Origin of the sequence: Polyangium mundeleinium (assembly GCF_028369105.1) — a bacterium.
GTDB lineage: Bacteria > Myxococcota_A > Polyangia > Polyangiales > Polyangiaceae > Polyangium > Polyangium mundeleinium.
The window spans coordinates 1,770,445-1,795,844 of sequence record NZ_JAQNDO010000001.1 but is presented as its reverse complement, the minus strand read 5'-3'; the positions used below and the strand labels follow the sequence as shown (position 1 = coordinate 1,795,844).

The 25,400-nt window shown below is 67.2% G+C and carries 15 protein-coding genes; 8 read left to right on the top strand and 7 right to left on the bottom strand.

What is annotated here, in order from left to right; all coding sequences use genetic code 11:
• Positions 1 to 44: 44 nt before the first annotated feature.
• Positions 45 to 3,053 carry a radical SAM protein gene (locus tag POL67_RS07425; RefSeq protein WP_271916388.1) on the top strand — a complete coding sequence of 1,003 codons (3,009 nt, stop codon included), beginning with the start codon at positions 45 to 47 and terminating at the stop codon, positions 3,051 to 3,053.
• 48 nt (positions 3,054 to 3,101) lie between these two features.
• Here the strand turns inward: POL67_RS07425 and POL67_RS07420 are convergent, their stop codons facing one another.
• Both POL67_RS07420 and POL67_RS07415 read right to left on the bottom strand, forming a co-directional pair.
• The gene (locus POL67_RS07420) at positions 3,102 to 6,959 is read right to left on the bottom strand and encodes a calcium-binding EGF-like domain-containing protein (protein WP_271916387.1); all 3,858 of its coding nucleotides are present in this window, start codon (positions 6,957 to 6,959) and stop codon (positions 3,102 to 3,104) included.
• An 81-nt stretch (positions 6,960 to 7,040) separates the two neighbouring features.
• Positions 7,041 to 7,907 (bottom strand): hypothetical protein, encoded by an 867-nt coding sequence (locus POL67_RS07415; RefSeq protein ID WP_271916386.1) that lies wholly within the window; start codon positions 7,905 to 7,907, stop codon positions 7,041 to 7,043.
• A gap of 561 nt (positions 7,908 to 8,468) precedes the next feature.
• Between POL67_RS07415 and POL67_RS07410 the strand changes: the two genes are divergently transcribed.
• Positions 8,469 to 9,209 (top strand): hypothetical protein, encoded by a 741-nt coding sequence (locus tag POL67_RS07410; RefSeq protein WP_271916385.1) that lies wholly within the window; start codon positions 8,469 to 8,471, stop codon positions 9,207 to 9,209.
• 78 nt (positions 9,210 to 9,287) lie between these two features.
• The gene (locus tag POL67_RS07405; protein WP_271916384.1) at positions 9,288 to 10,361 is read left to right on the top strand and encodes an NnrU family protein; all 1,074 of its coding nucleotides are present in this window, start codon (positions 9,288 to 9,290) and stop codon (positions 10,359 to 10,361) included.
• A 25-nt stretch (positions 10,362 to 10,386) separates the two neighbouring features.
• Here POL67_RS07405 and POL67_RS07400 read toward each other — a convergent pair whose 3' ends face one another.
• Together POL67_RS07400 and POL67_RS07395 are read right to left on the bottom strand one after the other, a co-directional pair.
• Positions 10,387 to 12,507: a response regulator gene (locus POL67_RS07400; RefSeq protein ID WP_271916383.1), complete on the bottom strand. Its 2,121-nt coding sequence runs from the start codon at positions 12,505 to 12,507 to the stop codon at positions 10,387 to 10,389.
• A gap of 22 nt (positions 12,508 to 12,529) precedes the next feature.
• Positions 12,530 to 18,073, bottom strand: coding sequence for a HAMP domain-containing protein (locus tag POL67_RS07395; RefSeq protein WP_271916382.1), 5,544 nt, complete (start codon positions 18,071 to 18,073; stop codon positions 12,530 to 12,532).
• Positions 18,074 to 18,290: 217 nt separating this feature from the next.
• Here POL67_RS07395 and POL67_RS07390 point away from each other — a divergent pair, with 217 nt between their 5' ends.
• Genes POL67_RS07390 through POL67_RS07380 form a run of 3 tightly spaced genes read left to right on the top strand, consistent with a single transcriptional unit; the run spans position 18,291 to position 19,220 of the window.
• Positions 18,291 to 18,692 (top strand): winged helix-turn-helix domain-containing protein, encoded by a 402-nt coding sequence (locus POL67_RS07390; protein WP_271916381.1) that lies wholly within the window; start codon positions 18,291 to 18,293, stop codon positions 18,690 to 18,692.
• Positions 18,685 to 18,942: a DUF5985 family protein gene (locus POL67_RS07385; RefSeq protein ID WP_271916380.1), complete on the top strand. Its 258-nt coding sequence runs from the start codon at positions 18,685 to 18,687 to the stop codon at positions 18,940 to 18,942. Before POL67_RS07390 ends, POL67_RS07385 begins: the two co-directional genes overlap by 8 nt.
• The gene (locus POL67_RS07380; RefSeq protein WP_271916379.1) at positions 18,939 to 19,220 is read left to right on the top strand and encodes a DUF5985 family protein; all 282 of its coding nucleotides are present in this window, start codon (positions 18,939 to 18,941) and stop codon (positions 19,218 to 19,220) included. The genes POL67_RS07385 and POL67_RS07380 overlap by 4 nt, the downstream gene beginning before the upstream one ends.
• A 1-nt stretch (position 19,221) precedes the next feature.
• On the opposite strand, the gene POL67_RS07375 is transcribed toward POL67_RS07380, so the two are convergent.
• Together POL67_RS07375 and POL67_RS07370 are read right to left on the bottom strand one after the other, a co-directional pair.
• Positions 19,222 to 19,956 (bottom strand): class I SAM-dependent methyltransferase, encoded by a 735-nt coding sequence (locus POL67_RS07375; protein ID WP_271916378.1) that lies wholly within the window; start codon positions 19,954 to 19,956, stop codon positions 19,222 to 19,224.
• A 14-nt stretch (positions 19,957 to 19,970) separates the two neighbouring features.
• Positions 19,971 to 21,680 carry a hypothetical protein gene (locus POL67_RS07370; RefSeq protein WP_271916377.1) on the bottom strand — a complete coding sequence of 570 codons (1,710 nt, stop codon included), beginning with the start codon at positions 21,678 to 21,680 and terminating at the stop codon, positions 19,971 to 19,973.
• 146 nt (positions 21,681 to 21,826) lie between these two features.
• Between POL67_RS07370 and POL67_RS07365 the strand changes: the two genes are divergently transcribed.
• Complete coding sequence (locus POL67_RS07365; RefSeq protein WP_271916376.1) at positions 21,827 to 22,327, top strand: hypothetical protein; 501 nt, start codon at positions 21,827 to 21,829, stop codon at positions 22,325 to 22,327.
• Between the two features lie 5 nt (positions 22,328 to 22,332).
• Here POL67_RS07365 and POL67_RS07360 read toward each other — a convergent pair whose 3' ends face one another.
• Positions 22,333 to 23,406, bottom strand: coding sequence for a hypothetical protein (locus POL67_RS07360; RefSeq protein ID WP_271916375.1), 1,074 nt, complete (start codon positions 23,404 to 23,406; stop codon positions 22,333 to 22,335).
• A 138-nt stretch (positions 23,407 to 23,544) separates the two neighbouring features.
• On the opposite strand from POL67_RS07360, the gene POL67_RS07355 reads away from it, so the two are divergent.
• Complete coding sequence (locus tag POL67_RS07355) at positions 23,545 to 24,762, top strand: hypothetical protein (protein WP_271916373.1); 1,218 nt, start codon at positions 23,545 to 23,547, stop codon at positions 24,760 to 24,762.
• The last annotated feature ends 638 nt before the right edge of the window (positions 24,763 to 25,400 follow it).

Below are 25,400 nucleotides of genomic sequence, written 5' to 3'. Positions count from 1 at the left end.
CCTCTTGCGCGCGGCGTCTCCCGCGGCGAACAATGCGCTCTCCCATGAGCCCCCGCGCCGGCACGACCGACACGAGCCTCCTGCTCGCCGAGGGCTGCAACCTCGCCTGCCCCGTCTGTGATTGCCGCGGCAAGCCGCCGGACGAAGGAACCCAGCAGCGCGAGCTCCGTCGCGGCGGCGGCGTGCTCGAGCTGCGCGGAGAAGCTTCACGTCTGAAGGATCTGCGCGCGCTCGTGCAGAACGCGCGCGACGCGGGCTGGGGCGCAGTGTACGCGCGGACGAACGGCGTGGCCTACGCCGCCGAGGGGCGCGCCGAGGAGCTCCGCGCCGCGGGCCTCTCGGGGGTCGTATTTTTCCTCGCGAGCGATCGAGCGGCCGTGCACGACGCGATCGCCCGCGTGCGAGGCGCGTTCACCGCGGGCCTCGCGGGCCTCCGCGCGATCGCGGCGACGGGGCTCGACCTCGTCCTCGAGATCCCGGTGCTCGATCCTGCGATCCAGGACCTCCGCGGGATGATCGCGCTCCTCGCGGGCGTGGCGCCGAGCGCACGTCGCGTCCGCCTGTACACGCCCTCCGCGCTAAGGCCCGTGGATGGACGCGCGCCACGCGAGCTCGCGCCGCCCCGCTGGGATCGGGCGCGGGACGGGCTCCTCGCGGCGATCGGGTTTGCCCGGGAAAAGGGGCTCGAAATCACGCTGACCGAGCGCGACGGGATCCCCCTCTGCGCCGTCGCGACCCAAACCCCGGACGGCGGCATCGACGTCCCCGAGCGTTTGCTCGCCGATCGTGGCGGCCGTCCCATTCCGCGCCATGCCACCTCCTCGCTCGCGCCGGCCTGCGACGCCTGCGGCGCCTCGCGCGCCTGCCCCGGCACGACCACGCTTTACCTCTCCACGCACGGCGCCGCGGGGTTGTCCCCCTTGCCCCGCGCCCCGCAGCAGCGCCCGCGCGAGCGCTGGGACGAGACCCGCAAGAGCGCGGCGCGCGCGGCGTTTTTCACCGTCCTCCGCCCGACGGTCCATTGCAACCAGGACTGCTGGTTCTGCAGCGCGAACGAGACCTCCCACAACGTGGAGGAGGATCCGGGCCGGATGATGCGGCGGATCGCGCGCCTCGGCCGCACGGGGGTCGAGCAAATCTCGTTCAGCGGCGGCGAACCCACGCTCTCGCGCCACCTCGTCGATTACGTGTCCGTGGCCAAGCGGACCGGCGTCCGCAGCATCGAGCTCGTCACGAACGCGGTGCTCCTCGACAAACCGGAGAAGGTCGACGCCCTCGTCGCGGCGGGCCTCACGAACGTCTTCGTCTCGCTGCACGCGCACGACGAGGCGCTCGCGCGGCTGCAAACCCGCAAGATGGGCGACCACGCGCGGACGGTGCGGGCGCTCCACCTCTTCGCGCGCCACGACGCCCTCCGGCTCGACGTGAACCACGTCGTGTCCGCGCAGAACCATCGGCACCTCGTGCGGTTCGTCGAGTGGATGCACGCCGAGTTCGGCGCGCGCATCGGCATCTCGTTCGCGTACGTCACGCCGCAATACAAGGCCCTCGAACGCCTCGCCGACCACGTGCCCCGCTTCTCGGACGTGATGCCCTACCTGAAGCGCGCGATCGCGCGGGCGAACGAGCTCGGCGTCGAAGTCGTGGTCGGCTCGCGCCAGGGCGTCCCGCCCTGCCAGCTCGAAGAGATGATGCCGTGGAGCGACGTGCTCGTCTCGCTCAGCGGCGCGCTGACGGAGGACCTGCCGCAAAAGCAGAAAGGCCCGGCCTGTGCCGCGTGCCGCTTCGACCTCGTCTGCACGGGCGTATGGAAGCCGTATGCGGCGGTCTTCGGCACCGGCGAGCTCCGGGCCATCCCGGGCGAGAAAATCACGCCCGAGCGTTGCCTCGCCGAGCCCCGCATTGCGCGCTTCCGGCCCGGGATCGACCGCCTCGACGAGCTCCGCTTCGGCGACGGCCGCATCCCGCGGAGCGACGAAATCCCGCTCCCGGAAGCGCCGCGCGAGCGTATCCACCTGCCCGTGGCCCAAGCCTCCCCCGCGCCGCGCGCCCTCCGTGTCGCGATCGTCGGCACGGGCCGGCGGGGCCTCGCCTTCGCGGCTGCGCTGGAGCAAGCGGGCGGGTTCGTCCTCGCCGGCATCACGTCCCCGCATGCGCCGGACAAGGATCTGCCGGAGATCGCGGCCGACGTGCCCCGCGCGCGGACGCTCGCGGAGCTCTGCGAGCGTGCCACGATCGACGCGGTGATCGTCGCCACGAGCACGCGGCAGCACGCGGACATCACGCGCGACGCCTTGGCGCGCGGGCTCCCCTGCCTCGTGGAAAAACCGCTCGGCGCGACACTCGCCGAGGCCGAAGCGCTCGCGGCCGAGGCAGGAGAGCGCATCACGGTGGCGCAGCAGCTCCGCACGGCGGGCGGGCTCGAAGAGATTCTCACGGTGCTCGGGGATCAAAAAGGTCCCGATCGTCCTCTCGAAATCGAGGTCGTTCACCGGGCCACGGCCACCTCGCCCGCGAGCTTGCACGCGTGGTCGCGCACGGCGCTCTACGAGCTCTTGATCCACCTCGGCGACGTGGCGCACGCCGTGGCAGGCGAAGATCTCCGCATCCGAAAGGCCACGGCCAAGGGTGGCGGTCGACCCGAGCGCGTGACCTTGCGCGCGCGCGGCGCCGGTCCCTCCCAGCCGGACGTGACGATCGAGCTCTTGCTCGCCGAGGCGGCGGACGCCCTCGAAGTGCGCGCGCGCCTCGCCGATGGAAGGCGTTTGTCCTGGATACGCTCGGAGGGACGTGACCTCGTGGAGGTGAGCGACGCCGGAGGCAAACGGACGCGCACGCCGCCGCGCGGAGGCGACCTCGCGCGGCTGCTCGTCGCGTTCCGGGAGAGCGTCGCCCGGGGCGATCGACCGAAGGTATCGGCGGAGGACGGGGTTCGCGCGATGCGGCTCGCGGCCGAGGCGATCACGGCACTGGAAGCCGCGGGCGCCCCCTTTGATCGGGCTGCCGAGCCGAAGCGAGTCGCATCGGTGCCGCTCCGGGATCGGGTGGGATGACGCTCGGCCCGGGGGCTTCGATGCCCCCGGGTCGTCACGCCTGCCCCTTCAAGGCGTCGTCATGCATCGATCCAGAAGCCGGTACCCATTGACGTGCGCGGCCGTCACGAGCGTACGCGTCACCGTGTTCCCGCTCGACCCCCAGCCCCGCCGGTAGAGCACGTCATACGTCCCCGAAGGCACCTTGCCGCCATAGGCGTTCGGGAGCAGCGAATACACGCCCCCCGACTGGAACTGGTAGCTGTAGCCCCCGATGTAATGCGCGGCCGCCGTGTCCTGCGCCACGAGGTAGATCTCCGCGCCGGTCGACTCCGTGTTCGTCGCCGGCACCGCCGCGCCCCCGAGCGTGATCGTACCGCTCACGCTCGCCACCGGGAGGTCTACGTCCAGCGTGTTCGACCCTGCCGAGAGCGTCACGTCCGTCGCCAGAATCCGATAGCCATTGACGTGCGTCCCCGCCAGAAGCGTACGCGTCACCGTGTTCCCGCTCGACCCCCAGCCCCGCCGATACAACACGTCGTACGTACCCGCAGGCACCTTGCCGCCGTAGGCGTTCGGGAGCAGCGAATACACGCTCCCCGACTGGAACTGGTAGCTATAACCGCCGATGTAATGCGCGGCCTTCGTGTCCTTCGCCACGAGGTAGATCTCCGCGCCGGTCGACTCCGTGTTCGTCGCCGGCACCGCCGCCCCCCCGAGCGTGATCGTACCGCTCACGCTCGCCACCGGGAGGTCCACGTTCAGCGTGTTCGACCCTGCCGAAAGCGTCACGTCCGTCGCCAGGATCCGATACCCATTCACGTGCGTCGCCGCGAGCTGCGTACGCGTCACCGTGTTCCCGGCAGACCCCCAGCCCCGCCGATACAGCACGTCGTACGTACCCGCAGGCACCTTGCCGCCGTAGGCGTTCGGGAGCAGCGAATACACGCCCCCCGACTGGAACTGGTAGCTATAACCGCCGATGTAATGCGCAGCCTTCGTGTCCTTCGCCACGAGGTAGATCTCCGCGCCGGTCGACTCCGTGTTCGTCGCCGGCACCGCCGCGCCCCCGAGCGTGATCGTACCGCTCACGCTCGCCACCGGGAGGTCCACGTCCAGCGTGTTCGACCCTGCCGAAAGCGTCACATCCGTCGCCAGAATCCGATACCCATTCACATGCGGCGCCGCGAGCTGCGTACGCGTCACCGTGTTCCCGGCAGACCCCCAGCCCCGCCGATAGAGCACGTCATACGTACCCGCAGGCACCTTGCCGCCGTAGGCATTCGGGAGCAGCGAATACACGCCCCCCGACTGGAACTGGTAGCTATAACCGCCGATGTAATGCGCGGCCTTCGTGTCCTTCGCCACGAGGTAAATCTCCGCGCCGTCCGACTCCGTGTTCGTCGCCGGAACCGCCGCGCCCCCGAGCGTGATCGTACCGCTCACGCTCGCCACCGGGATGTCCACGTTCAGCGTGTTCGACCCTGCCGAGAGCGTCACGTCCGTCGCCAGAATCCGGTAGCCATTCACGTGCGTCGCCGCGAGCTGCGTACGCGTCACCGTGTTCCCGGCAGACCCCCAGCCCCGCCGATACAGCACGTCATACGTGCCCGCGAGCACCTTGCCGCCGTAGGCGTTCGGGAGCAGCGAATACACGCCCCCCGACTGGAACTGGTAGCTATAACCGCCGATGTAATGCGCTGCCTTCGTGTCCTTCGCCACGAGGTAGATCTCCGCGCCGTCCGACTCGGTATTCGTCGCGGGCACCGCCGCGCCTCCGAGCGTGATCGTACCGCTCACGCTCGCCACCGGAATGTTCACGTCCAGCTTGCTCTCCCCCGTGCCGATGACCACGCCCGTCGCGAGGATCCGATAGCCATTCACGTGCGTTGCTGCCGGCTGCGTACGCGTCACCGTATTCCCGGCAGACCCCCAGCCCCGCCGGTAGAGCACGTCGTACACGCCCGCGACCACCTTGCCGCCGTAGGCGTTCGGGAGCAGCGAATACACGCCCCCCGACTGGAACTGGTAGCTATAACCGCCGATGTAATGCGCTGCCTTCGTGTCCTTCGCCACGAGGTAGATCTCCGCGCCGTCCGACTCGGTATTCGTCGCGGGCACCGCCGCGCCTCCGAGCGTGATCGTCCCGCTCACCACGCCGACCGGGATGTTCACGTCGCCCGTGCCGGGGTGCGTGGTCGCGCAAGCCCCGCCATCACAACCGATCGAGGCCGTCCCCTTGCAAGCGCCCTGCGCGTCGCAGACGTCGCCGCTCGTGCACGGGATGCCGTCGTTGCAGGTGCTCCCCGGCGACGCGAACACGGGCGGGAACGACTTCGTCGCCTCGTCGCACGCGCCATAACTCACGCACGGGCTGATGCTCACGGGCTTCTGCGGCACGTTCACGTGCACGCACCCCTCCGCGTCCGCGCCCGCCTGGAGCGGCGCGCAGACCTCCGCGCCCGTGCACCACGCCCCGTCGTCACAAGCCGCGTTGCTCGTCGTGTGCGACGCGAGGCCGCCCGCGCACTTGTCGATCGTGCACGCGATCCCGTCGTCCGGCACGTTCGTGTTGTCGTTCGTCGCGACACACCCCACCGCGAGATCACACGTGTCGTCCGTGCACGCATTGCCGTCGTCGCACACCCGCGGGCTGCCACCCGCGCAGGTGCCCGCCTGGCATGCCTCCCCCACGATGCAGAGCGACGTCTGGCACATCGTCCCGTTGGGGCGCGGCGTGTGCTCGCAGCTCCCGCCCACGACCGTATCGACCGTGCACGGGTTCTGATCGTCGCAATCGGGCGTGTAGCACTGCGGCATCCCGCCCACGACCTGGCAGGCCTGGTTCATCACGAGGCAGACGTTCGGCGTGCAGGGATCGTCGGTGCACCCGCCGCTCCCGTCGTCGTGATACCCCGCATCACACGAGCACACGTACGACGCGCCTTGTCCCGCGCAGACCGTCTTGTTCGGCATGTCGCAGGGGTTCGGCAGGCACGGGTCCGTCGTGCAGCCGCCGCTCCCGTCGTCGTGATACCCGCCCGCCACGTCGCACGTATCACACGAATCCCCGGCGAAGCCGGCGTCACACGTGCAGACCACGTGGCCGCCTTCGACCACGCACGCTCCATGGCCCGAGCACGTCGACGGCGTGCAAACCTCATCGATCACGCAAGCGCCGTTCACGTCGTGATACCCGGGATCGCAGCCGCAGACCGTGGATCCCCCTTCGACCGTGCACACGCTCGCGTGCGGGGCCACGCAGGGATTCGGCAGACACGGGTCCGTCGTGCAGCCGCCGTTTCCATCGCTGTGATACCCCCCTGCGTCGTCACACGCGTCGCATGCGCTCCCGCTCCATCCGACGTCGCACATGCACACGGCCTTGCCGCCCCTGTCGTCGCAGCTCCCGTGACCGCTGCACGTCGTCGGCAGGCATGTCTTGTCCTCGACGCACACGCCGCCCTCGTCGTGCGTGCCGGGCTTGCAAACACACTGCGCGCTGCCCGAGCTTCCATCGCAGATGCGATCGGCCGACATGCACGGATCCGGCACGCACGGGTCCGTCGTGCAACCTCCGCTGCCGTCGTCGTGGTAGCCGCCCGCGGCGTCACACGACGTGCACGTCGCGCCGCCCCAGCCCTTCTCGCACGTGCAGACGGCCGATCCACTCGAATCGTCGCACGTCCCGTGTTCGCCGCAGGGGTTGTCCTTGCAGCTCGCGTCGATCACGCACGCGCCGCCGTCGGGGTACGATCCCGGCGGACACCCCGCGTCGATCTCGGAGGCATCGGTCTCGGTGGCGTCGGTCCCGGCATCGGTCGGGCGCGGCGGAATGCCATCACCTCCGTCGCCGCAGCCGAGGGCCACGAGCGCGAGGAGCACGAAGAGCGTGGGGGACAAACCCGTCGGGGGGCGCGGTCGCATGGCGCGCATCCTATCGACGTATCTCGGGGCTCGGAAGGGCGAACGAGCGAACGGCGAGCGGGAGGGATGGGACCCCGACGTTCACTCGCTCAGCCCGAGCGGTCCAAGAAATGCACGCAGGCGGAAGTCCAGTTCCACACCACATGCAATCGGTACTCGGCGCACGCGAGCGTCTTCGATGATGTAGAGGTCATCACCCAACTGGTAAGCAGCCACCTGTCCGGCTTCGAAGCATCGAACCTCCGCGCCGTTCGGCTTGCTGTTGAGGGCCGCGGTGCACGTTTCGTTGCATTGCGCGAAGAGCAGACCCAGATCCTGGGAAAGGCCTACATGAGGCGGCAGAACGAGGCGGGCGAGCGTGACGCCTCGACAGTAGCCAGAGCGGGGGGCGCCCCTTGGCCTGAGTTTCCCGTCCTCGTAGTACTTGTGCCCCCTGGGCAGCACTTGGTGGGTGAACGTCGCCGGGGCCTTCCGCCTCGAGGACGTGGGCGTGCGACAACGCTCCGAAGGGCTATCGTCCAGATATGCCTTGTGGAGCTGCGTCAGGTCGTGCTTCGGAATCTCGGTTTCGATCGTCGCGCAGGCGTTTGCAGGCATATCCTCGTGGGGACCATATGGGTACCAATGGCCGCCATTTTTCCGCAGCTCTACCGCATATCCATCCCGTATACGATATTCCAGCGTGACGAGCTGCCCCTCGGAATCAATGCATGAGAGGCGTACATGCGAGGGTGATACCTCTTCGGCGGAGCAGAGGTCATCCCTCGTGAACTCGGCAGCAAAGTACGGGCTGGCCAGATCGAGTGTGCGCCTTCCGCGCAACTTGTGCTTCAGATCCTGGCTCTCCCGACGCGAGTATCCGGTCACGAGCGCCGGCCTGTCGAGACTCACGAAATGCCCCCCATAATCGAACCGAGAGAACAAACCTGCAAGATAGACCTCGACCACGAAAGTCGTCGTACATTCCGTCGCCAGTTCTCCCGCGTCCCCGGCATTCCCTCCAGCATCCCCCTCCGTACTCCCATCGACGCCTCGCACCTCGACGACGGTTGCCTCCACCTCCCCCCCATCCGCACCGTCATCCCCCCACACCCCGCCTGCGCGCGCAGCACGCCGAACGCGGCGGCCACGAGCATTCCGCCGAGCAGTACCGCCCCGACCAACCGCGCGCCCCGACGAGGCGACATGCTTGACACGTACGCCAAGATACTCACTCCCCGTCCCCCATCCCCAAACTTTTTGCTCCCGAGGGACTCTCTACCGTCCATTCGCGTGAAAAATCTCACATTGTTGCACCCAACCCGGACGGCCATTCGCAAATCTTTTCCCCGCGATCCCACCTCCCACCCCCCGCACCCCGCAACGTTTTCCTCGCCTCCTCCACCTTGCGAACCTTTTTGCACAACCGTCCCCTCCCGCCCCTCCCTCCCTGAAGCCCCTGTGCAAAACGTTTCCTTCTCCTGTACAGTTCCCCACCTTCCATCCCTCGAAACCGACGGAAAGGCCCCCATGACAACCCCCATCGACCCTGAGAAGGCTTACGAAAAGCACCTCCCCGCGGCGCAAGCGCTCCAACCCGGCGACGTTTTGCCCTTCCGGCTCGACCTCGACCTCGCGCTCGCGAACGTCACCACCGGCATGCGCGTCGCCGCGATGCACGAGCACCACATCCCCCTTCATTTGCCCAAGATCCACCTCGCCGCGCTCCTCGCCCTCCCCGAACTCGCGGTCGCTACCAAGTTCGCCGCGCTCCGCGCCGAGCAAGAGACGCCCGGCGAATCCCTCCTCCAGGCGAAGCTCTCCACCGCCGCGCGCCTGCGCGCGCAGCTCCTCTCGTCCGCCAAGGCCCTCGCCTCCAATGGCACGATTCCCCAGGCCGAGGTCGACGCCATCATCGCGGGCCGCGGCGCGCGCGACCGCGCCGAGGATTGCATTTCGCTCGCAGACCTCTTCCGGAGGCACGCGCAAACCATCGCCGGAAAACACCCCGTCACCGCCGCGCAAATCGACGAGGCCGCCGAGATCGGCGCCTTCCTGGTCACTCACCTCAAGCCCGCGGATGCGCCGAAGGCTGCCCCCGCCGCACCCACCCTCGCCGTGGATATCCGCAATCGATTGGCGACCCTGCTCGTCCGCGAGCACGCCCGCCTCCAGGCCGTCGCCCATTACTTTCATCCCGACGACTGGGAAGAGCTCGCGCCACCGCTCGGCGCGCGCTCCGTCAAACGGCAGAAGCCCGTGGAGCCTTGATCACAGGGGCGCGACGCGGGGGTATCCACGAAACACGGCCCTGGCACATCACCTCCACCCGGCGTACGCTCGCGCCCCATGCGTACCCTCCCGGCTCTCGCCCTCGCGGGCCTCTGCTTGCTCCTCGCCCCCCGCGCGCTCGCGGACGGCGATCCCGCGCGCGGCAAGCAGCTCCTCTTCGAGCGCGGATGCGCAGCCTGCCATTCCTTCGATGGCTCCGCGCGCCCCGGGCCGACCTATCTCAGCCTCGTCGGCAAGACGCGCAAGGTCGTGACGCAGGAAAAACCCCGCGAGCTCGTGGCCGATGAGGCCTACATCCGCCGCAGCATCGTCGAGCCGAACCACGACGTCGTCGAGGGATACATGCCCGGCGCCATGCCGGGGCTCGCGATGCGCGAGGGCGACGTCGATCACCTCGTCGCCGCGATCCTCGAGATCGGCGGCGCCCCGAAGCCCGAGCCCGCGAAAGGCGCAAAGGACGGGAGCCTCCGCGCGATCGCATCCGCGACGCTGGTCTTTGTCCTCGGCCACATCGGCCTGTCGAGCCTCACCCTCCGGCGCCCCCTCATCCAGCGGCTCAGCGAGAAGGGTTTTCAGGGGATCTATTCGCTCCTCGTGCTCGCGGCGTTCGTCTGGATGATCTTCGCCTATCGCGCGGCGCCCTACGTCGAGCTCTGGCGCGCCCCGCCGTGGACGCGCTGGATCCCGCTCGTCGTCATGCCGATCGCGTTTCTCTTCATGGTCTGCGGGTATTCCACGCAAAACCCGACGCAGATGATGCAGGAGAAGGCGGTGGGCGCGGAGCCGCGGGGGATCGTGCGGATCACGCGCCACCCGGCGTTGTGGTCGTTCGCGTTATGGGGGATGGCCCATCTCCCGCCGAACGGGGACGTGGCCTCGATCTGCCTGTTCGGCGGGATCGCCTTCCTGGCGATCGCGGGGATGCTGCACATCGACAGCCGCCGCAAGGTCGCGCTCGGCGAGGCGTGGGAGCCGTTCGCCGCGAAGACCTCGCTCGTGCCCTTCGCCCGCGGCGGCGTGGGCAAGGCGCTCGCCGAGATCGGGATCGTGCGGTTCGTCGTGGTGATTCTGCTCTACGTGGGCATGCTGCACGGACACCGGCTGGTGATCGGCGTATCGGCGATGCCGTAATCAGACAAGCCGGGCCTTCCGCCGCTCACGCGTCCGTCAGGGGAATCCCGCAGAGATTCGCGATCAGCGAGACGAGCCGCCCGAGGTCCACCGGCTTCGGCACGTGCCGCTGGAATCCCGCGGCGAACGCGCGCTGGCTATCCTCGTTCCGCGCATACGCCGTGAGCGCGATCGCCGGGGTTCTCCCGCCAAACTCTGCGGGCAACGTGCGGATGCTGCGGATCAGCGCATATCCATCCATGCCCGGCAATCCGATGTCGCTCACGAGCACGTCGGGCCGGGACCGCGAAAGATCATGGAGCGCCTCGTCGCTCGACGCGGCGAGCGTCACGGTCGCGCCCCTGTCTTCGAGGACACGCCGCAAGAGCGCGCGGGCGTCCTCCTCGTCGTCGACCACGAGCACCTTGAGCCCCGCGAGCCGGACCTGCTGCTCGTTCGCCGCGTCATCGTCCACGGACGCACGCGTGACGGGCGTGCTCCGGATGGGCAGCTCCACGGTGAACGTCGAGCCCTTCCCGATTCCGTCGCTCGCCGCGGTGATCGTCCCGCCGTGCGCCTGGACCATTTGCTTGACGAGCGCGAGCCCGAGCCCGAGCCCGCCATGACGCCGCGCCGTGGACCCGTCCGCCTGCCGGAACGCCTCGAAGATGTATGGCATGAACGCGGCATCGATGCCCTGCCCGGTATCGGTCACCCGCAGCAGCAGGTTCGAGCCCGAAAGCGCTGCGCTGAGCTCGACCTGCCCCTCCTTCGGCGTGAATTTGATTCCGTTCGAAAGGAGGTTCCAGACGACCTGCTGGAGCCGCTCGGGATCACCGAGCGTGAAGCCCAAGGGGCCGACCTGGATCGTGAGATTCACGCCGCGCGCCTCTGCCACGGGGCGGAGCGATTCGACGGCGGCCTGGGTGATCTCCACGAGGTTCGTCGGCACCATGTCGAGGCGGAACTTGCCGCTCACGATACGCGAGATGTCGAGCACGTCGTCGATGATGCGCGCCTGCGCCCGCGCATTCCGCTCGATCACCGAGAGCGCCCGCTCGACCTGCGGCGGCGCCTTTTGCCGCGCGAGGACCGCCCAGCCGAGGATCGCATTGAGCGGCGTCCGGAGCTCGTGCGAGACCGTGGCGAGGAACTGATCCTTCGCCTGGCTCGCGAGCTCCGCCTCGGCGCGCGCCGCGCGCTCCCGTTCGAGCAGCGCGGCGCGCTCGGCCTCGTGCTCCGCGCGCTGGAGGTGCCGGGCCACGGCCCAGGCCGCGCGCTCCGCCATGGCCGCAAAGAGCCGCTTCTCCGCATCGGCAAAACCGCTCGCGCGACTCGACCCGATGAGGGCGACGCCGACGACCTCCCCGAAATGGAGGAGCGGCACGCCATACAGGGCGCGCGTGCCGCTCGTCGAGAGGCACGCGCAATCGGGGAAGGCCTGCGCGCCCTCCACTTCGACCGGCTGCTTCCCCGCGGCGATCGTCCCGCAGAGGCCCTGCCCGATCCGCACCGAAATGCTCTCATTGGCGTGCGGGCCCACCGCGGCGCGCGCGCGGAGCACCTCGCCCTCCCGGAGCAGCACGGTCGCCGTATCCGCGGCGTCCGCGGCGCCGAGGAAGATATCGATCAGCTCGCGCAGGAGAACGCCGAGGTCGTCCGTCTCGAGCGCCGCCGTCGCGATACGCTCGAACGCCACGAGCCTGCGCACGGCCTCGTCGCGCTCCCGCGTCCGCAGCTCGACCTGCGCCTTGCGGATCTCCTCCCTTTGCTGGAAGAGATCCACGAAGGCCTTCACGCGGGCGCGGAGCACATCGACGTTGAATGGCTTCGTGATGTAATCGGCCGCCCCGATCGCGTATCCCCGGCGCGCGTAGTCCTCGTCCCGATGGATGGCCGTCAAGAACAGGATCGGGACCTCGCGGCCGTGCTCGGTCGCGCGCATTCTGCGTGCGACCTCGAACCCGTCCATCTCTGGCATCTGGACATCGAGCAGCACGACCGCAAACGGCTCGCGACGCACGCATTCCAGTGCCTCGACCCCCGATTTCGCCTCCACGAGCCGCGCGCCGAGCGGCTTCAGCACCGCGGCGAGGGCGAGGAGGTTTGCCGGTGTATCGTCGACGAGCAAAACACTCGCCGGCGCCGTGCGTTGTTCCGCGTTCATGGCTTCCTGAGGGGCAAAGAGGTCAATCGATCTTTCCCGGGCCGCCCACGTGCTTCTTGAACCTCCAGCCGTGAATCACGGCGAGGAGACGCTCCGGATCGACCGGCTTGGTGACGTAATCGGATGCGCCTGCCGCGAGCGCCTTCTCCCGATCCCCCTTCATCGCCTTCGCGGTGAGGGAAATGATGGGGAGCGACTGGAACTGGATGATATCGCGAATGGCGCGGGTCGCGGTGAGCCCGTCCATCTCCGGCATCATCGTGTCCATGAGCACGAGGTCGACGTCGGGGTGCACCTGGAGCAATTCGAGCGCGATGCGCCCGTTCTCCGCGTGGAGCACTTCGATCTTGCGCGCCTCCAGCACCGTGCGGAGCGCGAAGAGGTTGCGGTTGTCGTCGTCGACGAGCAGCACCTTCATCCCGCGGAAATCGGCGTCCGGGGGCAGCCGCAGGACGTCTCTGTCCGTGGACGGCGGCATGGCGCTCGATTCATCGCGGAACGGCGCCTCCGGGCCGACGTACGTCGCCGGCAGGTACAACGTGAAGGTGCTGCCCTGGTTCGGAGCGCTCACGACGTCGATCGTGCCGCCGAGCAAGCGCGCGATCTCGCGGCTGATCGTGAGCCCGAGGCCCGTGCCGCCGTATTTGCGGCTCGTGGTCCCGTCGGCCTGCTGGAACGCCTCGAAGATGAGCTTCTGCTTTTCCGGTGGAATGCCAATTCCGGTGTCCTGTGCGGAGAAGCTGATCATCGTCTCGCCTCGATCCCCCGGCGCCATGGCGATCGTCATGGAAACGCCGCCCTCGCTCGTGAACTTGAATGCATTCGAGAGGAGGTTCTTCAGGATCTGCTGGAGCCGATTGACGTCGGTGTAAAGCGTCTCCGGGAGCCGGCTGTCCATGCGCACCTCGAACGACAGCGACTTCTGATCGGCGACATGTCGGAACGTCTGCTCCAGGTAATCGTGGACGTCGGCGAGGCGGAACGTCCTCGGATCGATGGGCATCTTGCCCGCCTCGACCTTCGAGAGATCGAGGATCTCGTTGATCAGCGCCAGGAGATCGTTGCCCGAGGTATAGACGGTCTGCGCGAAGCGGACCTGCTCGGCCGTGAGGTTCCCGTTCTGGTTGTCCGCCAGCATCCTCGACAGGATGAGCAGGCTGTTCAACGGCGTCCGGAGCTCGTGCGACATGTTCGCGAGGAACTCCGACTTGTATTTCGAGATGAGCTGGAGCTGCTCGGCCTTCTCCTCCAGGCTCAGGCTCGCGAGCTCCACCTCGTTGTTCTTGATTTCGAGGAGCTTCGCCTTTTCGTTCAGCTCCGCGGCCTGCGCCTCGAGCTCCGCGTTCGACTTCTTGAGCTGCTGCAGGAGCTCCTCCGTCCGCATGCTGGAGGAGATCATGTTGAGGATGACGCCGATGCTATCCATCAACTGATCGAGGAACGCGAGGTGGTTCGCGATGAACGGCTTGAACGAGGCGAGCTCGATGACCGCCTTCGTCTCGCCCTCGAAGAGCACAGGCAGCACGACGACGCTCCGCGGCGGCGCCTCTCCCATGCCCGTCGCGATGTAAATGAACCCGTCGGGCACGTCGTGCAGCAGGATGCGCTTCTTCTCGAACGCGCATTGCCCGATCAGGCTCTCCTTCAATCGGTACGTATTCGAGAGGTTCTTGCGACCGCCGAACCCATAACTCGCGATGAGGTGCAAGACCGGCTCTCCGGTGGTGTCGCTCTCCATCATGTAAAATGCGCCGTGCTGCGCGTCGACGAGCGGCGTGAGCTCGGACATGATGAGCCGGGCGACCGAGACGATGCTGCGCTGGCCCTGCATCATGCTGGAGAACTTGGCGAGGTTCGTCTTGAGCCAGTCCTGCTCCTGGTTCTTGTGCGTCGTGTCCTTGAGGTTGCCGATCATCTGGTTGATGTTGTCTTTCAGCGCGGCAACCTCGCCTTGCGCCTCGACCGTGATGTACCGGGTCAAATCGCCCTGCGCGACGGCGGTGGACACCTCGCCGATCGCGCGGACCTGCGAGGTCAGGTTCCCGGCGAGCTGATTGACGTTATCCGTCAAATCGCGCCACGTGCCGGCCGCGCCTGGCACCTTGGCCTGGCCGCCGAGCTTGCCTTCGATACCGACCTCGCGCGCCACCGTGGTCACCTGATCGGCGAAGATGCGCAGCGTATCGGTCATGTTGTTGATCGTCTCGGCGAGCGCGGCGACCTCGCCCTTCGCTTCGAGGACGAATTTCTGCCGCAAATCGCCATTCGCGACCGCGGTCACGACCTTCACGATGCCGCGCACCTGCTTCGTCAGGTTCGAGGCCATGATGTTGACGTTGTCGGTCAAATCCTTCCAGACGCCGGACACGCCGGGGACCTTGGCCTCCGCGCCGAGCTTGCCCTCGATGCCGACTTCCCGCGCGACCGTGGTCACCTGATCGGCGAACGTGCGCAGCGTATCGGTCATGTTGTTGATCGTCTCGGCGAGCGCGGCGACCTCGCCTTTTGCTTCGAGCACGAATTTCTGGCTCAGATCGCCGGTGGCGACCGCGGTCACGACCTTCACGATGCCGCGCACCTGCTTCGTCAGATTCGCGGCCATGACATTGACGTTGTCGGTCAGGTCCTTCCAGACGCCGGACACGCCTTTCACATCGGCCTGTCCGCCGAGCTTGCCCTCGGTGCCGACCTCCTTCGCGACGCGCGTCACCTCCGCGGCGAACGAATTGAGCTGGTCGACCATCTTGTTGATGACGTCCTTGATCTGGAGGATCTCGCCTTTGACGTCGACCGTGATTTTCTGCGTCAGATCGCCATTCGCGATGGCCGTCGCGACCTTGGACACATCGCGGAGCTGGACCGTGAGGTTCGACGCCATGGCATTGACGTTGTCGGTGAGGTCCTTCCACGTGCCATAGACGCCCTTGACGTCGGCCTGCCCGCCGAGCTTGCCCTCGGTGCCGACCTCCTTCGCGACGCGCGTCACCTCCGCGGCGAACGAATTGAGCGTGTCGACCATCGTATTGATGGTGCTCTTGAGCTCCAGGATCTCGCCGCGCGCGTCGACCGTGATCTTCTGCGAGAGGTCCCCTTTCGCGACGGCGGTCGTCACCTTCGCGATGTTGCGCACCTGCGTGGTGAGGTTCGCCGCGAGGACGTTGACGTTGTCGGTGAGATCCTTCCACGTGCCGGAGACACCTTTGACGTCGGCCTGGCCGCCGAGTTTGCCCTCGGTGCCGACCTCTTTCGCGACGCGCGTCACTTCCGCGGCAAAGGAGCGGAGCTGGCCGACCATGACATTGATCGTGTTCTTCAGCTCCAGGATCTCGCCGCGCGCGTCGACCGTGATCTTTTGCGAGAGATCCCCCCTCGCGACGGCCGTCGTCACGTTCGCGATGTTGCGCACCTGCACGGTGAGGTTCGCCGCGAGGACGTTCACGTTGTCGGTGAGGTCCTTCCACGTGCCGGAAATGCCCTTCACTTCGGCCTGACCGCCGAGCTTGCCCTCGGTGCCGACCTCCTTCGCGACGCGCGTCACCTCCGCGGCGAACGAATTGAGCTGGTCGACCATGACGTTGATCGTGTTCTTCAGCTCCAGGATCTCGCCGCGCGCGTCGACCGTGATCTTTTGCGAGAGGTCGCCCTTGGCGACGGCCGTCGTGACATTCGCGATGTTACGGACCTGCGTGGTGAGATTCGCCGCGAGGACATTGACGTTGTCCGTCAGATCCTTCCACGTGCCCGAGACGCCCTTCACATTGGCCTGACCGCCGAGCTTGCCCTCGGTGCCGACCTCCTTCGCGACGCGCGTCACCTCCGCGGCGAAGGAGTTCAGCTGGTCGACCATCTTGTTGATGACGTCCTTGATCTGGAGAATCTCGCCCTTGACGTCGACGGTGATCTTCTGCGTCAAGTCGCCGTTCGCAATGGCCGTCGCGACCTTGGACACGTCGCGGAGCTGGACCGTCAGATTCGCGGCGAGGCCATTGACGTTGTCCGTCAGGTCCTTCCACGTGCCCGAGACGCCTTTCACCTCGGCCTGACCGCCGAGCTTGCCCTCGTTGCCGACTTCCTTCGCGACACGCGTCACTTCCGCGGCGAACGACGAGAGCTGGTCGACCATGACGTTGATCGTGTTCTTCAGCTCCAGGATCTCGCCACGCGCGTCGACCGTGATCTTCTGTGAGAGATCACCCTTGGCGACCGCGGTCGTCACCTTCGCGATGTTACGCACCTGGGCCGTCAAATTGGCCGCGAGACCATTGACGTTGTCCGTCAGGTCCTTCCACGTGCCCGAGACGCCCTGCACCTCGGCTTGCCCGCCGAGCTTGCCCTCGTTGCCGACCTCCTTCGCGACGCGCGTCACCTCGGCGGCGAACGAGCGAAGCGTGTCGACCATCGTATTGATGGTGTTCTTGAGCTCGTAAATCTCGCCGCGGGCGTCGACCGTGATCTTCTGCGAGAGGTCCCCATTGGCGACCGCGGTCGTCACCTTCGCGATGCTGCGGACCTGGGCCGTCAAATTCGCCGCGAGGCCGTTGACGTTGTCCGTCAGGTCCTTCCACGTGCCGGAGACGCCCTTGACGTCCGCCTGCCCGCCGAGCTTGCCCTCGGTGCCTACTTCCTTCGCGACGCGCGTCACTTCCGCGGCGAACGACGAGAGCTGATCGACCATGACGTTGATCGTGTTCTTCAGCTCCAGGATCTCGCCGCGCGCGTCGACCGTGATCTTTTGCGAAAGGTCACCCTTGGCGACGGCGGTCGTCACCTTCGCGATGTTGCGCACCTGGGCGGTCAGGTTTGCCGCGAGGCCATTGACGTTGTCCGTCAGGTCCTTCCACGTGCCGGAGACACCTTTGACGTCCGCTTGCCCGCCGAGCTTGCCTTCATTGCCGACTTCCTTCGCGACGCGCGTGACCTCGGCGGCAAACGAGTTCAACTGATCGACCATCGAGTTGACGGTGGTGCCGATGCGGAGGAATTCACCGCGCACCGGGCGACCGTCGATTTCGAGGACCATCTTCTGCGAGAGGTCGCCGCGGGCGACGGCGGTGATGACGCGCGCGACCTCGTTCGTCGGGGCCACGAGGTCGGAAATGAGCTGATTGACGGACGCCATGCAGCTCGCCCACGAGCCCTTCGCCGGACCAACGGAGGCGCGCTCGTGCATCTTTCCTTCCTGACCGACGACCTTGCCGACACGGACGAGCTCGCTCGTCATGTGCTCGTTCAGGCCGATGATGTCGTTCAGGAGCTCGCCCGTGCGGCTCAGAATCCCGTCTTTCTGGTATTCGAAGCGGACCGTGAAATCGCCTTGCTTGACGGCCTTCAGCACTTCCTGGAGGTGCTCGACCTCGGCGCGGCTGTCGTCGGAGAGCCGCTCCCATTCCGCGATGGCGGAAGCGGCGCTGCGGCTTCGGGCCGTCGTCCTGCCGAGGCTCCTCGCTCCATTCTTGGCCGTGCTTCTGCCATGAAGATGTCCATCGACGCCGTTCGAAGTCTTGTGCGTGCCATTCGAGCGCACGACCCGGCTCTGCTTGGAGACGACGGCTTCTTTTGTGCTCATTCCTCGTTCCCCAGGGACGTCCTTGGTCCGCTGTATGAGCGGTCTTCACCCAGTGTGGTCAAGGACCTGGCATAGCTTTGTTTGGGACAGCACGCTTGCATCATCATGCATGAGTCCGTCACGTCCGCGATTGCACGGCTTGCCCGTCCTCCAAGATTGTCGCCGTCCGGTTGCGAGGTGTTCGCACGAATGGTACGTCCCACGATCGGGAGAGACATTGGCCGAAGAGCGGCGATTACCCGACGAGGTCGCGCGGTTCATCGCCGACCACATCACTTCGGTGGAGCAGCTGGAGATTCTGCTCCTCCTGCGCGGCGCGCCGGACGACGAGTGGACCGCCCGCGGGATCTGCGAGGCGCTCCGCACGAGCGAGCAATCGGTCATCCGCCGTCTCGCGGATCTGGAGGCGAGCGGGCTCGTCACGTCGCGCCCCGGCTCCAAGGTGCTCGTCTACAGGTACGCCCCCGCGACGCCCTCGCTCGACGAGGGCGTCGCGCAGTTATCGGCGGCGTACACGGAGCTCCGTTACAAGGTGCTTGAGAGCATTTTTTCGAACCCGATCTCCGACCTGCACGTGTACGCCGAGGGGTTCCGGTTCAGAAAGGATCGGGATGGCTGAGACCGTTTATGCGCTCTGCCTGCTGACCAGCCTGGTCTGCGCGGCGCTTTTGCTCAAGAACTACCGACATACCCGCCTGCGGCTCATTCTGTGGACGGGCCTCAGTTTCTCCGCGATGGCCCTGAACAACCTGCTGCTCCTCACCGATCTCCTGATCGGGCCGCTCGCCGATCTGTCGATCCCGCGCGTCGTGACCGCGGTCATCGCAGTAGGTCTCCTCCTGTACGGGATGATCACGGAGGTCACGTGATCCAGCTTCTCTCAGGCGTGTTCGTGGGCATGGCCCTGGCCGTCAGCCTGTTTTTCCTTCGATTCTGGCGAAAGAGCCGCGAGCGGCTGTTCGCGCTGCTCTCGCTGGTCTTCGCGCTCCTCTCCGTCGAGCGCTCGGTCCTCGCGTTCGTGCGCGGGGACTACGAAAGCAGGCATTGGATCTTTCTCGTGCGGCTCCTGGCGTTCGCAATCCTCATCGCGGGCATCGTCGACAAGAACCGGCGCCAGCCCCGCCGGTTCGCGGTGCGCCCGCGTTGATTCACTTCACGCAAGAAAAAACTTCGGCGTGCGGGCGGCGGAGGTATTCGGCCCAGAATTCGGTCCCGAGCGCCGTGATCCCCTCCGGGGCGATCTGCGGCGGGTGCCAGACGATCTCGCGCAAGCCGGCTCCCCGCAGGGCTTCCTCGTAGGTGGCGCGGCTCCAGTGATGCGCGGCGATCGTGAACGGCAGCCCCGGCGCGACGCTCGTCAGGGTGGCGACGTCGCCGTCTCCCTCGCCGTGCGACGCCACTTCGAAGCTGTATTTCCGATAATACGAGGCGTCCGCGAGCTCGATGCCGGGGCTCATGCAAATGGACACGAGTCGGCCGCCCGGCGCGAGGGAGGCGAACAGGCTCGCGCACATGTCGCGCAGCACCTCCCGCGTCGGCGCGTAATGCAGGAGGTAGGTCGCGGCGACGACGTCGAAGGTGCCGAGGCCGCGGGCGCTCGCGGCGTCGAGCACGTGGTACTCGATGCCGAGCGGCTGCGACGCTTCGAGGTGGCGCGCATAGTCGATCATGCCCTCGGAGTTGTCGATGCCCACGACACGCGCCGCGCCGCGCTGCTGGAATCGACGGCTGTAGAGCCCCGTGCCGCAGGCGACGTCGAGCACCGAGCGGCCCTTGATGTCGCCGAGCGCCTGGAAGAACGTGTACTCCTCGTAATACTTTCGCAATGGCAGTTCGGCCGTGAGGTTCGTGATCGCTGCGAGTGTGTCGTATTGGCTACCCATCTGGTTCCTCTCTTTCAGAGTTCGATCAGCGCCTGCGCGGCGACCACGGGAATCGACGGCCTCGCGCTCGCCATGCTGGAGAAACGCACCGCGGCAGGGTGGGGCACCCGCGCGAGCGAATCGAGCTCGGTGGGACGCACCGATTGATACAAAAGCTCCACCTTCACGCGCCGGACCGCCGCGCCGCCTTCGATCTTGTACGTGACGCGGTCGAAGCCGGCCTGAAACGTGCCGTCGCCCGAAACGCCCACGGGCCCGATCCAGTCGATCCACGTATCCGCGCTGGACCAGCCCAGGGGCAGGAGGCGATTGTCCTTGACAAACCCGACCGACGCGAGCGGCCGATGCGTGGGCGCGCCCGTGGCGTCCTTCGCGACGGCCTCGTAGACCTGCACCTCGGATTCCTTCGTGACGAGGTCGAGGTGCGGCAGGACCGTATCGGCGCGATCGAGCCGCGCACCCGCGCGGTCCACGAGGGCGCCCGTCGCGTCGAACCCGCCCGATTCGAAGAGCACCTCGCCGCCCGCGCCCTCGGCGCGCAAATGAATCCACGCGCGCCGGCTCGGATACCCCGTGGGGAACTTGTGCCCCGCGTGGTTCTCGACCTGCACCTCGACGGAGAGCGCGCTGCCCGCCATCGACGCAGAGAGAATCTTGACGACCCCTCCCTCGGCGATGTGCGCCTCGGCCCGCGCCGCCGATTGCTCGAGCTCCTCCGGCGCCACGTTCGCGCCCGTCCATTCGACGTTGTCCGCGAGGATCCGCAGCATGTACGAATTGCCTCCGCTGAACCGATGCTGACCGTACGGCGTGCGCGCGCCGAGCCCCGCGGGGAACTTGGCAATGGGCGAGGAAATGTCGACCTTCGCCTCGTCCTGCGTGGGCAAATGGCAGGTGGCGCATGGAACCCCCGACGCGAACGTGGAGTTCTTCCATTCCAGGTAGGGCGCCTGCTCCAGGAAATCCCCCACGCGCTGGTCGCCCTTCATGACGGGCACGAGCACCGTGTGACACGTGGCGCAGACCTCGCTCTTCGTGATGTGCGCGGAGGCGGTGGGCGTGTAATTCACGATGAGCTCCATCGGGTCGACCTTGGGCACGAGGTGCGGGCCATAGATCTTCCGCTCGTATCCAATGACGAAGCCGCCCGCGAAGCTCTGCGTTTTTCCGAGCCCGTCGTCGGCGATCTGGTGGCACAAGGTGCACGTCACCCCGTCGCGGGCGAGGTGCGCCTCTTCGCCGTCGCCCGCGACCAGGGCGTCGAACGTCAAATGCGCGCCCGCCTGCGCTTGCTCCTCGGACCCGGCCGGCGCGTGGCAACGCGTGCACGTCTCCTCGACGAACGCCTCGCGGCCGGAATGCTTGACGAGCTCCTCGCCGAAGACCGCGAGGTAATAAGGATCCCGCGCGGCGAAGGCCATCATCGAGCTTCGCCATAGATACACCGGCGAAATGTCGTTACCGGCGGTGTCGTGCATCACGGTCGATTCCGGGCCGGCGAAGTGGCATTGCCCGCACTGGCCGCTGGTCGCGAAGCGATCGGTGTTCGTGGGCATGACGGGCGGGAGCGAATCGAGCGGCGGAGGGAGCACGACCTCGGGCTCGGGCTCGGGCCCGGGTCCGGGCCCGCCGCCGGGCGGTGTCTCCCCGCAGGAAACACCGAGGGGCCAAAGGAGCAGCAAGATGCCTGCGCTCCGCGCGTATCGGGTGTTCGTCGCATTCATGGCAGCTCCCTCCGATCGGTGGGTCCGGGCGCCATCAAACCAGAGCCTCGCGCGGGAGGCGATGACATTGTGCAGACAGCGTGCGAGGATGATGACGGAACGCAACGGAATCGGCGGTAGGATCCAGCAGGGCGAGGGCGAAGAAGATGGGCGCGCGGGACGCGATGGGCGTGTTGCTCCGGCCGGGGATCACCGGCTTTGGCGGATATCCCGGGCCGCCCCCCGACGCGGCGACCTTCCGGGCGTCCTGCCACGCGGCGCTGCGCGGGCTGCACGGCAAGAACCAGATCCTCTGGTTCGACGCCCCGAATGCCGGTCGAAATCACCACCGCGCGCGGCTTCTGCTCGGGCATGCGGGGCTCCCGGCGCACGTCCTCGTGCTGCTCAATGAAGTCTTCCCGATCGTCGCATTCGCGCGGGCGAGCGAGGACGGGCCCGGGAACCTGCTGTACACGTTCCTCGACGCGCCCGCGCTCGCGGCAGGATTTTACGGCGCTTACGAGATCGCGGCTGCGGAGGACCTGCAAGCCCCGTTCGATGGGAAGACGTGTGAGCGCCGCGGCCTGCTCGACCAGGACGAGCTCGCGCAGGCATCATCCTGGGATCCCGCGCAGCTCGGCCACGTGGTGTTCAACCACTGGGATTGAACGTTCTAACATTCCGCGACGAGGTCCACGCCGCCGAAGAACTCGTCCACCAGGATTCTCCAGGCTCGGCCATTCTCCTCGGGTCCGCATTTGAACGCCGGCTTGATCGGTTTTTCGCCGCGGAGCACGGCGCGCGTCTCGCGATAGTACCGGGCGGCGAGGTCGGCGCCGTACTCGTTCACGGCGTCGCCGTTGTTCGGCTGGAACGCGTAATAGGTCCCGCCGCGGACCATCGTGGGCATGGGCGCGTACGGCGCGAGGCACGAGGGCTTCGTGCTGCATTTCTGGAGGATGGCGTCGTGGATCGATCCGAGCTTCTTGCGGGACCATTGCTCGGGCCCCGAGAGCCGCGCGGCGTCGTTCAGGTGGAAAATCTCGTGGAACAGGGTTTCCCGTACGGCCTCCGCAGAGCCGTGGAGCGAGCCCGAGACGTTGTAGCCGATGCTCCAGCCGCTCGCGTACGCGGAAGGGGTCGTGCGGCCGACAGAGCGAAAAAACTTCCAGGAAAGGGCGCGATGTCGATAGTGGACGCCTGCCTTCGCGCGGGCGGCGACGCCGTCGAAGAAGGCGTCGAAATCGGCGCTCGCCTCGGCGACCCAGGTGAGGTGTTTTTCGTACCGGCCCACGGGCAGCTCAGGGACGATACGAATCGAGCCGCGGAAGCCGCCCGCCATGACGTAAGGCTCCTCGACGCCGACGACGCTACCGGTCTTTTCGTAAAGCGAGAGCACGGTGGCCCGCGCAGACGTGTGCCCTTCGTAGCGTTTTCCGATCAGGCAACGAATGCGCGCCCGTGGGTCGATTTCGGTGCAAGCGGCTGCGGCGGACGCATCGCCGGGGAAAAGCAGCGTCACGGCGTCGTCCGCTGAAAGGGAGGGGGGAGCGGGAGCGGGCGCGGAGGCGGAGGCGGGCGCGGAGGCGGGCGCGGGAGCGGGCGCGGAGGCGGAGGCGGAGGCGGGTGCGGGCGGGGCGGCGGAAGCGCTCGCGGCCGCGGGTGCCTGGTCCGAGGGCACGGCGGGCGCCGAGCAGGCGGCGAGCAAGAGGGACGCGACGATACGGAGTTTGGCGAAGCGTATCATTGTCTCATCCGCCGAAAGTCCGGGGGCCCGAGAGGCTGTCAGATTCTTGCCGTCAACATACCGCGGGTCGTGACGGGTGGAAAGGCATGGTACAGTGTGAGCCGGCGTCCGTACCCCGGACGCCGATCGGAGGACTTCATGCTTCGTTTTGGCTTGGTTCGCTTGGGTGGTGTGGTGATGGCAGCCGCGGCGCTCACGCTCACGGCGTGTGGGACGACGGTCACGGGAGGCGGAGGCGGCGGGTCCGGCGGATCCGGCGCGCAAGGCGGTACGGGCGGCATTGGAACGGGTGGTACCGGCGGCACCGGCGGCATCGGGACGGGCGGCACCGGCGGCATCGGGACGGGCGGCACCGGCGGCGGCATCGGTGGGACGGGCGGCACCGGCGGCGTCGGCGGGGGCGGGCAAGGCGGACAGGGCGGCGGCGGCGGGAGCTTGCCCGAATGCAGCGGCGGCCCGGAGGTGGTGCTCGCCATGGATCGTATCCTGATCGGGGATACGAATCCGGACGGGACGCCGAACCCGACGAATGGGTGGAAGCAATACGGAAGGAACATCGACGGGCTCGTATCCACGAAGGAGTCGACCGGTCTTTGCAAGCCCGTGGACGGCGGGTCGCCGGTGGCGGTGTATCCCGACGGGAACAATGGCATCGACAACTCGTTCGGGCGGAACGTGCTGCCCATTTTCCTGGGCCTGTCCTCGGATTTCGGCGAACAGATGAACGTGCACATCGCGAGCGGCGAGTTCACGTACCTGCTCTCGATGGCGAACGTAGGTTCGGAGGAATGCGCGACGTCGAGCAAGTTCTTCCTCGGGGGGAGCCTGGGCCAGGAGCCGGCCTTCGACGGGAGCGACGTCTGGCCGATCGACGCGTCCTCGGTCACGGACCCGGCCGACCCGACGTCGGCGGTCTGCTCGTTCTCGTCCACGACCATCACGCAGGGCTTCGTCGACGCGAGCCCGCCGAGCCAGTTCACGCTGCTGCTCACGTTCCAGGACCTCGACCTGAGGCTGCCCATTCACCTGGCGCGCATCGCAATGCACCTCGACGCGGATCTGCAGGGCGCCACGGCCGGGCAGATCTCGGGCGTCATCTACACGCAAGACCTGAGCGACGAGGTGGCCAAGCTGGCAGCGCGGTTCGACGAATCGTTCTGCGACCCGAACAGCCCGACGCTGCAGAGCATTTTGAAGCAGCTCCGCCAGGCCTCGGACATCATGAGCGACGGGACGCAGGATCCGACGAAGCCATGCGACGCGATCTCGATCGGCGTCGGCTTCACGATGAAATCGGCGCAGCTCGGGGCCGTGGTGCCGGCCGCGCCGCCGCCGCCGGATCCGTGCCTGCCTTGAGCCGGCGAAACGGATAGAATGCAGGGGCGTCGACGGGCGCCGATCGGACGAAGCCCTGTTTTTTGGCGTTTTACCGAACCTCGGGCCCGTGGCGCTCGCCGCCGACGCCGCCGGATCCCTGCGCCCCCTCCGCTCGTCGAGAGAAAGCATACCGCAAGCTGCATCCACGGGGTCGCTCGTGGTCGTCTGCGAGGCGCGTGGACGAGACTTCGAGACGCGCCCACGAGACTTCGAGGCGCGTGGACAAGGCATGGAAGCTCACCCGACGCGTCTTCAGGTCGTGTGGACGAGACTTCGAGACGCGTCCACGAGACTCCGAGACGCGTGGGCGAGGCATGGAGGCTCACCCGACGCATCTCCAGGTCGCGTGGACGAGACCGCGGGGTTGCGTGGGAGGGGCGCGTCCCCGAATCGATCCAACACGAAAAGGAGTGGGGGGGACAAGCCCCACCCCTTTGCTTTCACCATGGGCGTGGGCGAATGCTTGCTTCTTGGCAATAAATTCTATTGCTTGGAGCAAGATTGAACCGGGCGAAGCGACATTCAAAGCTACTTACGAATGGGTGACCCTGCACCACGACCCCATCAAGCCGCTCCCCTGATCCCCCCTCGCCCGCCTGACCCGAAATCTCCCGCCT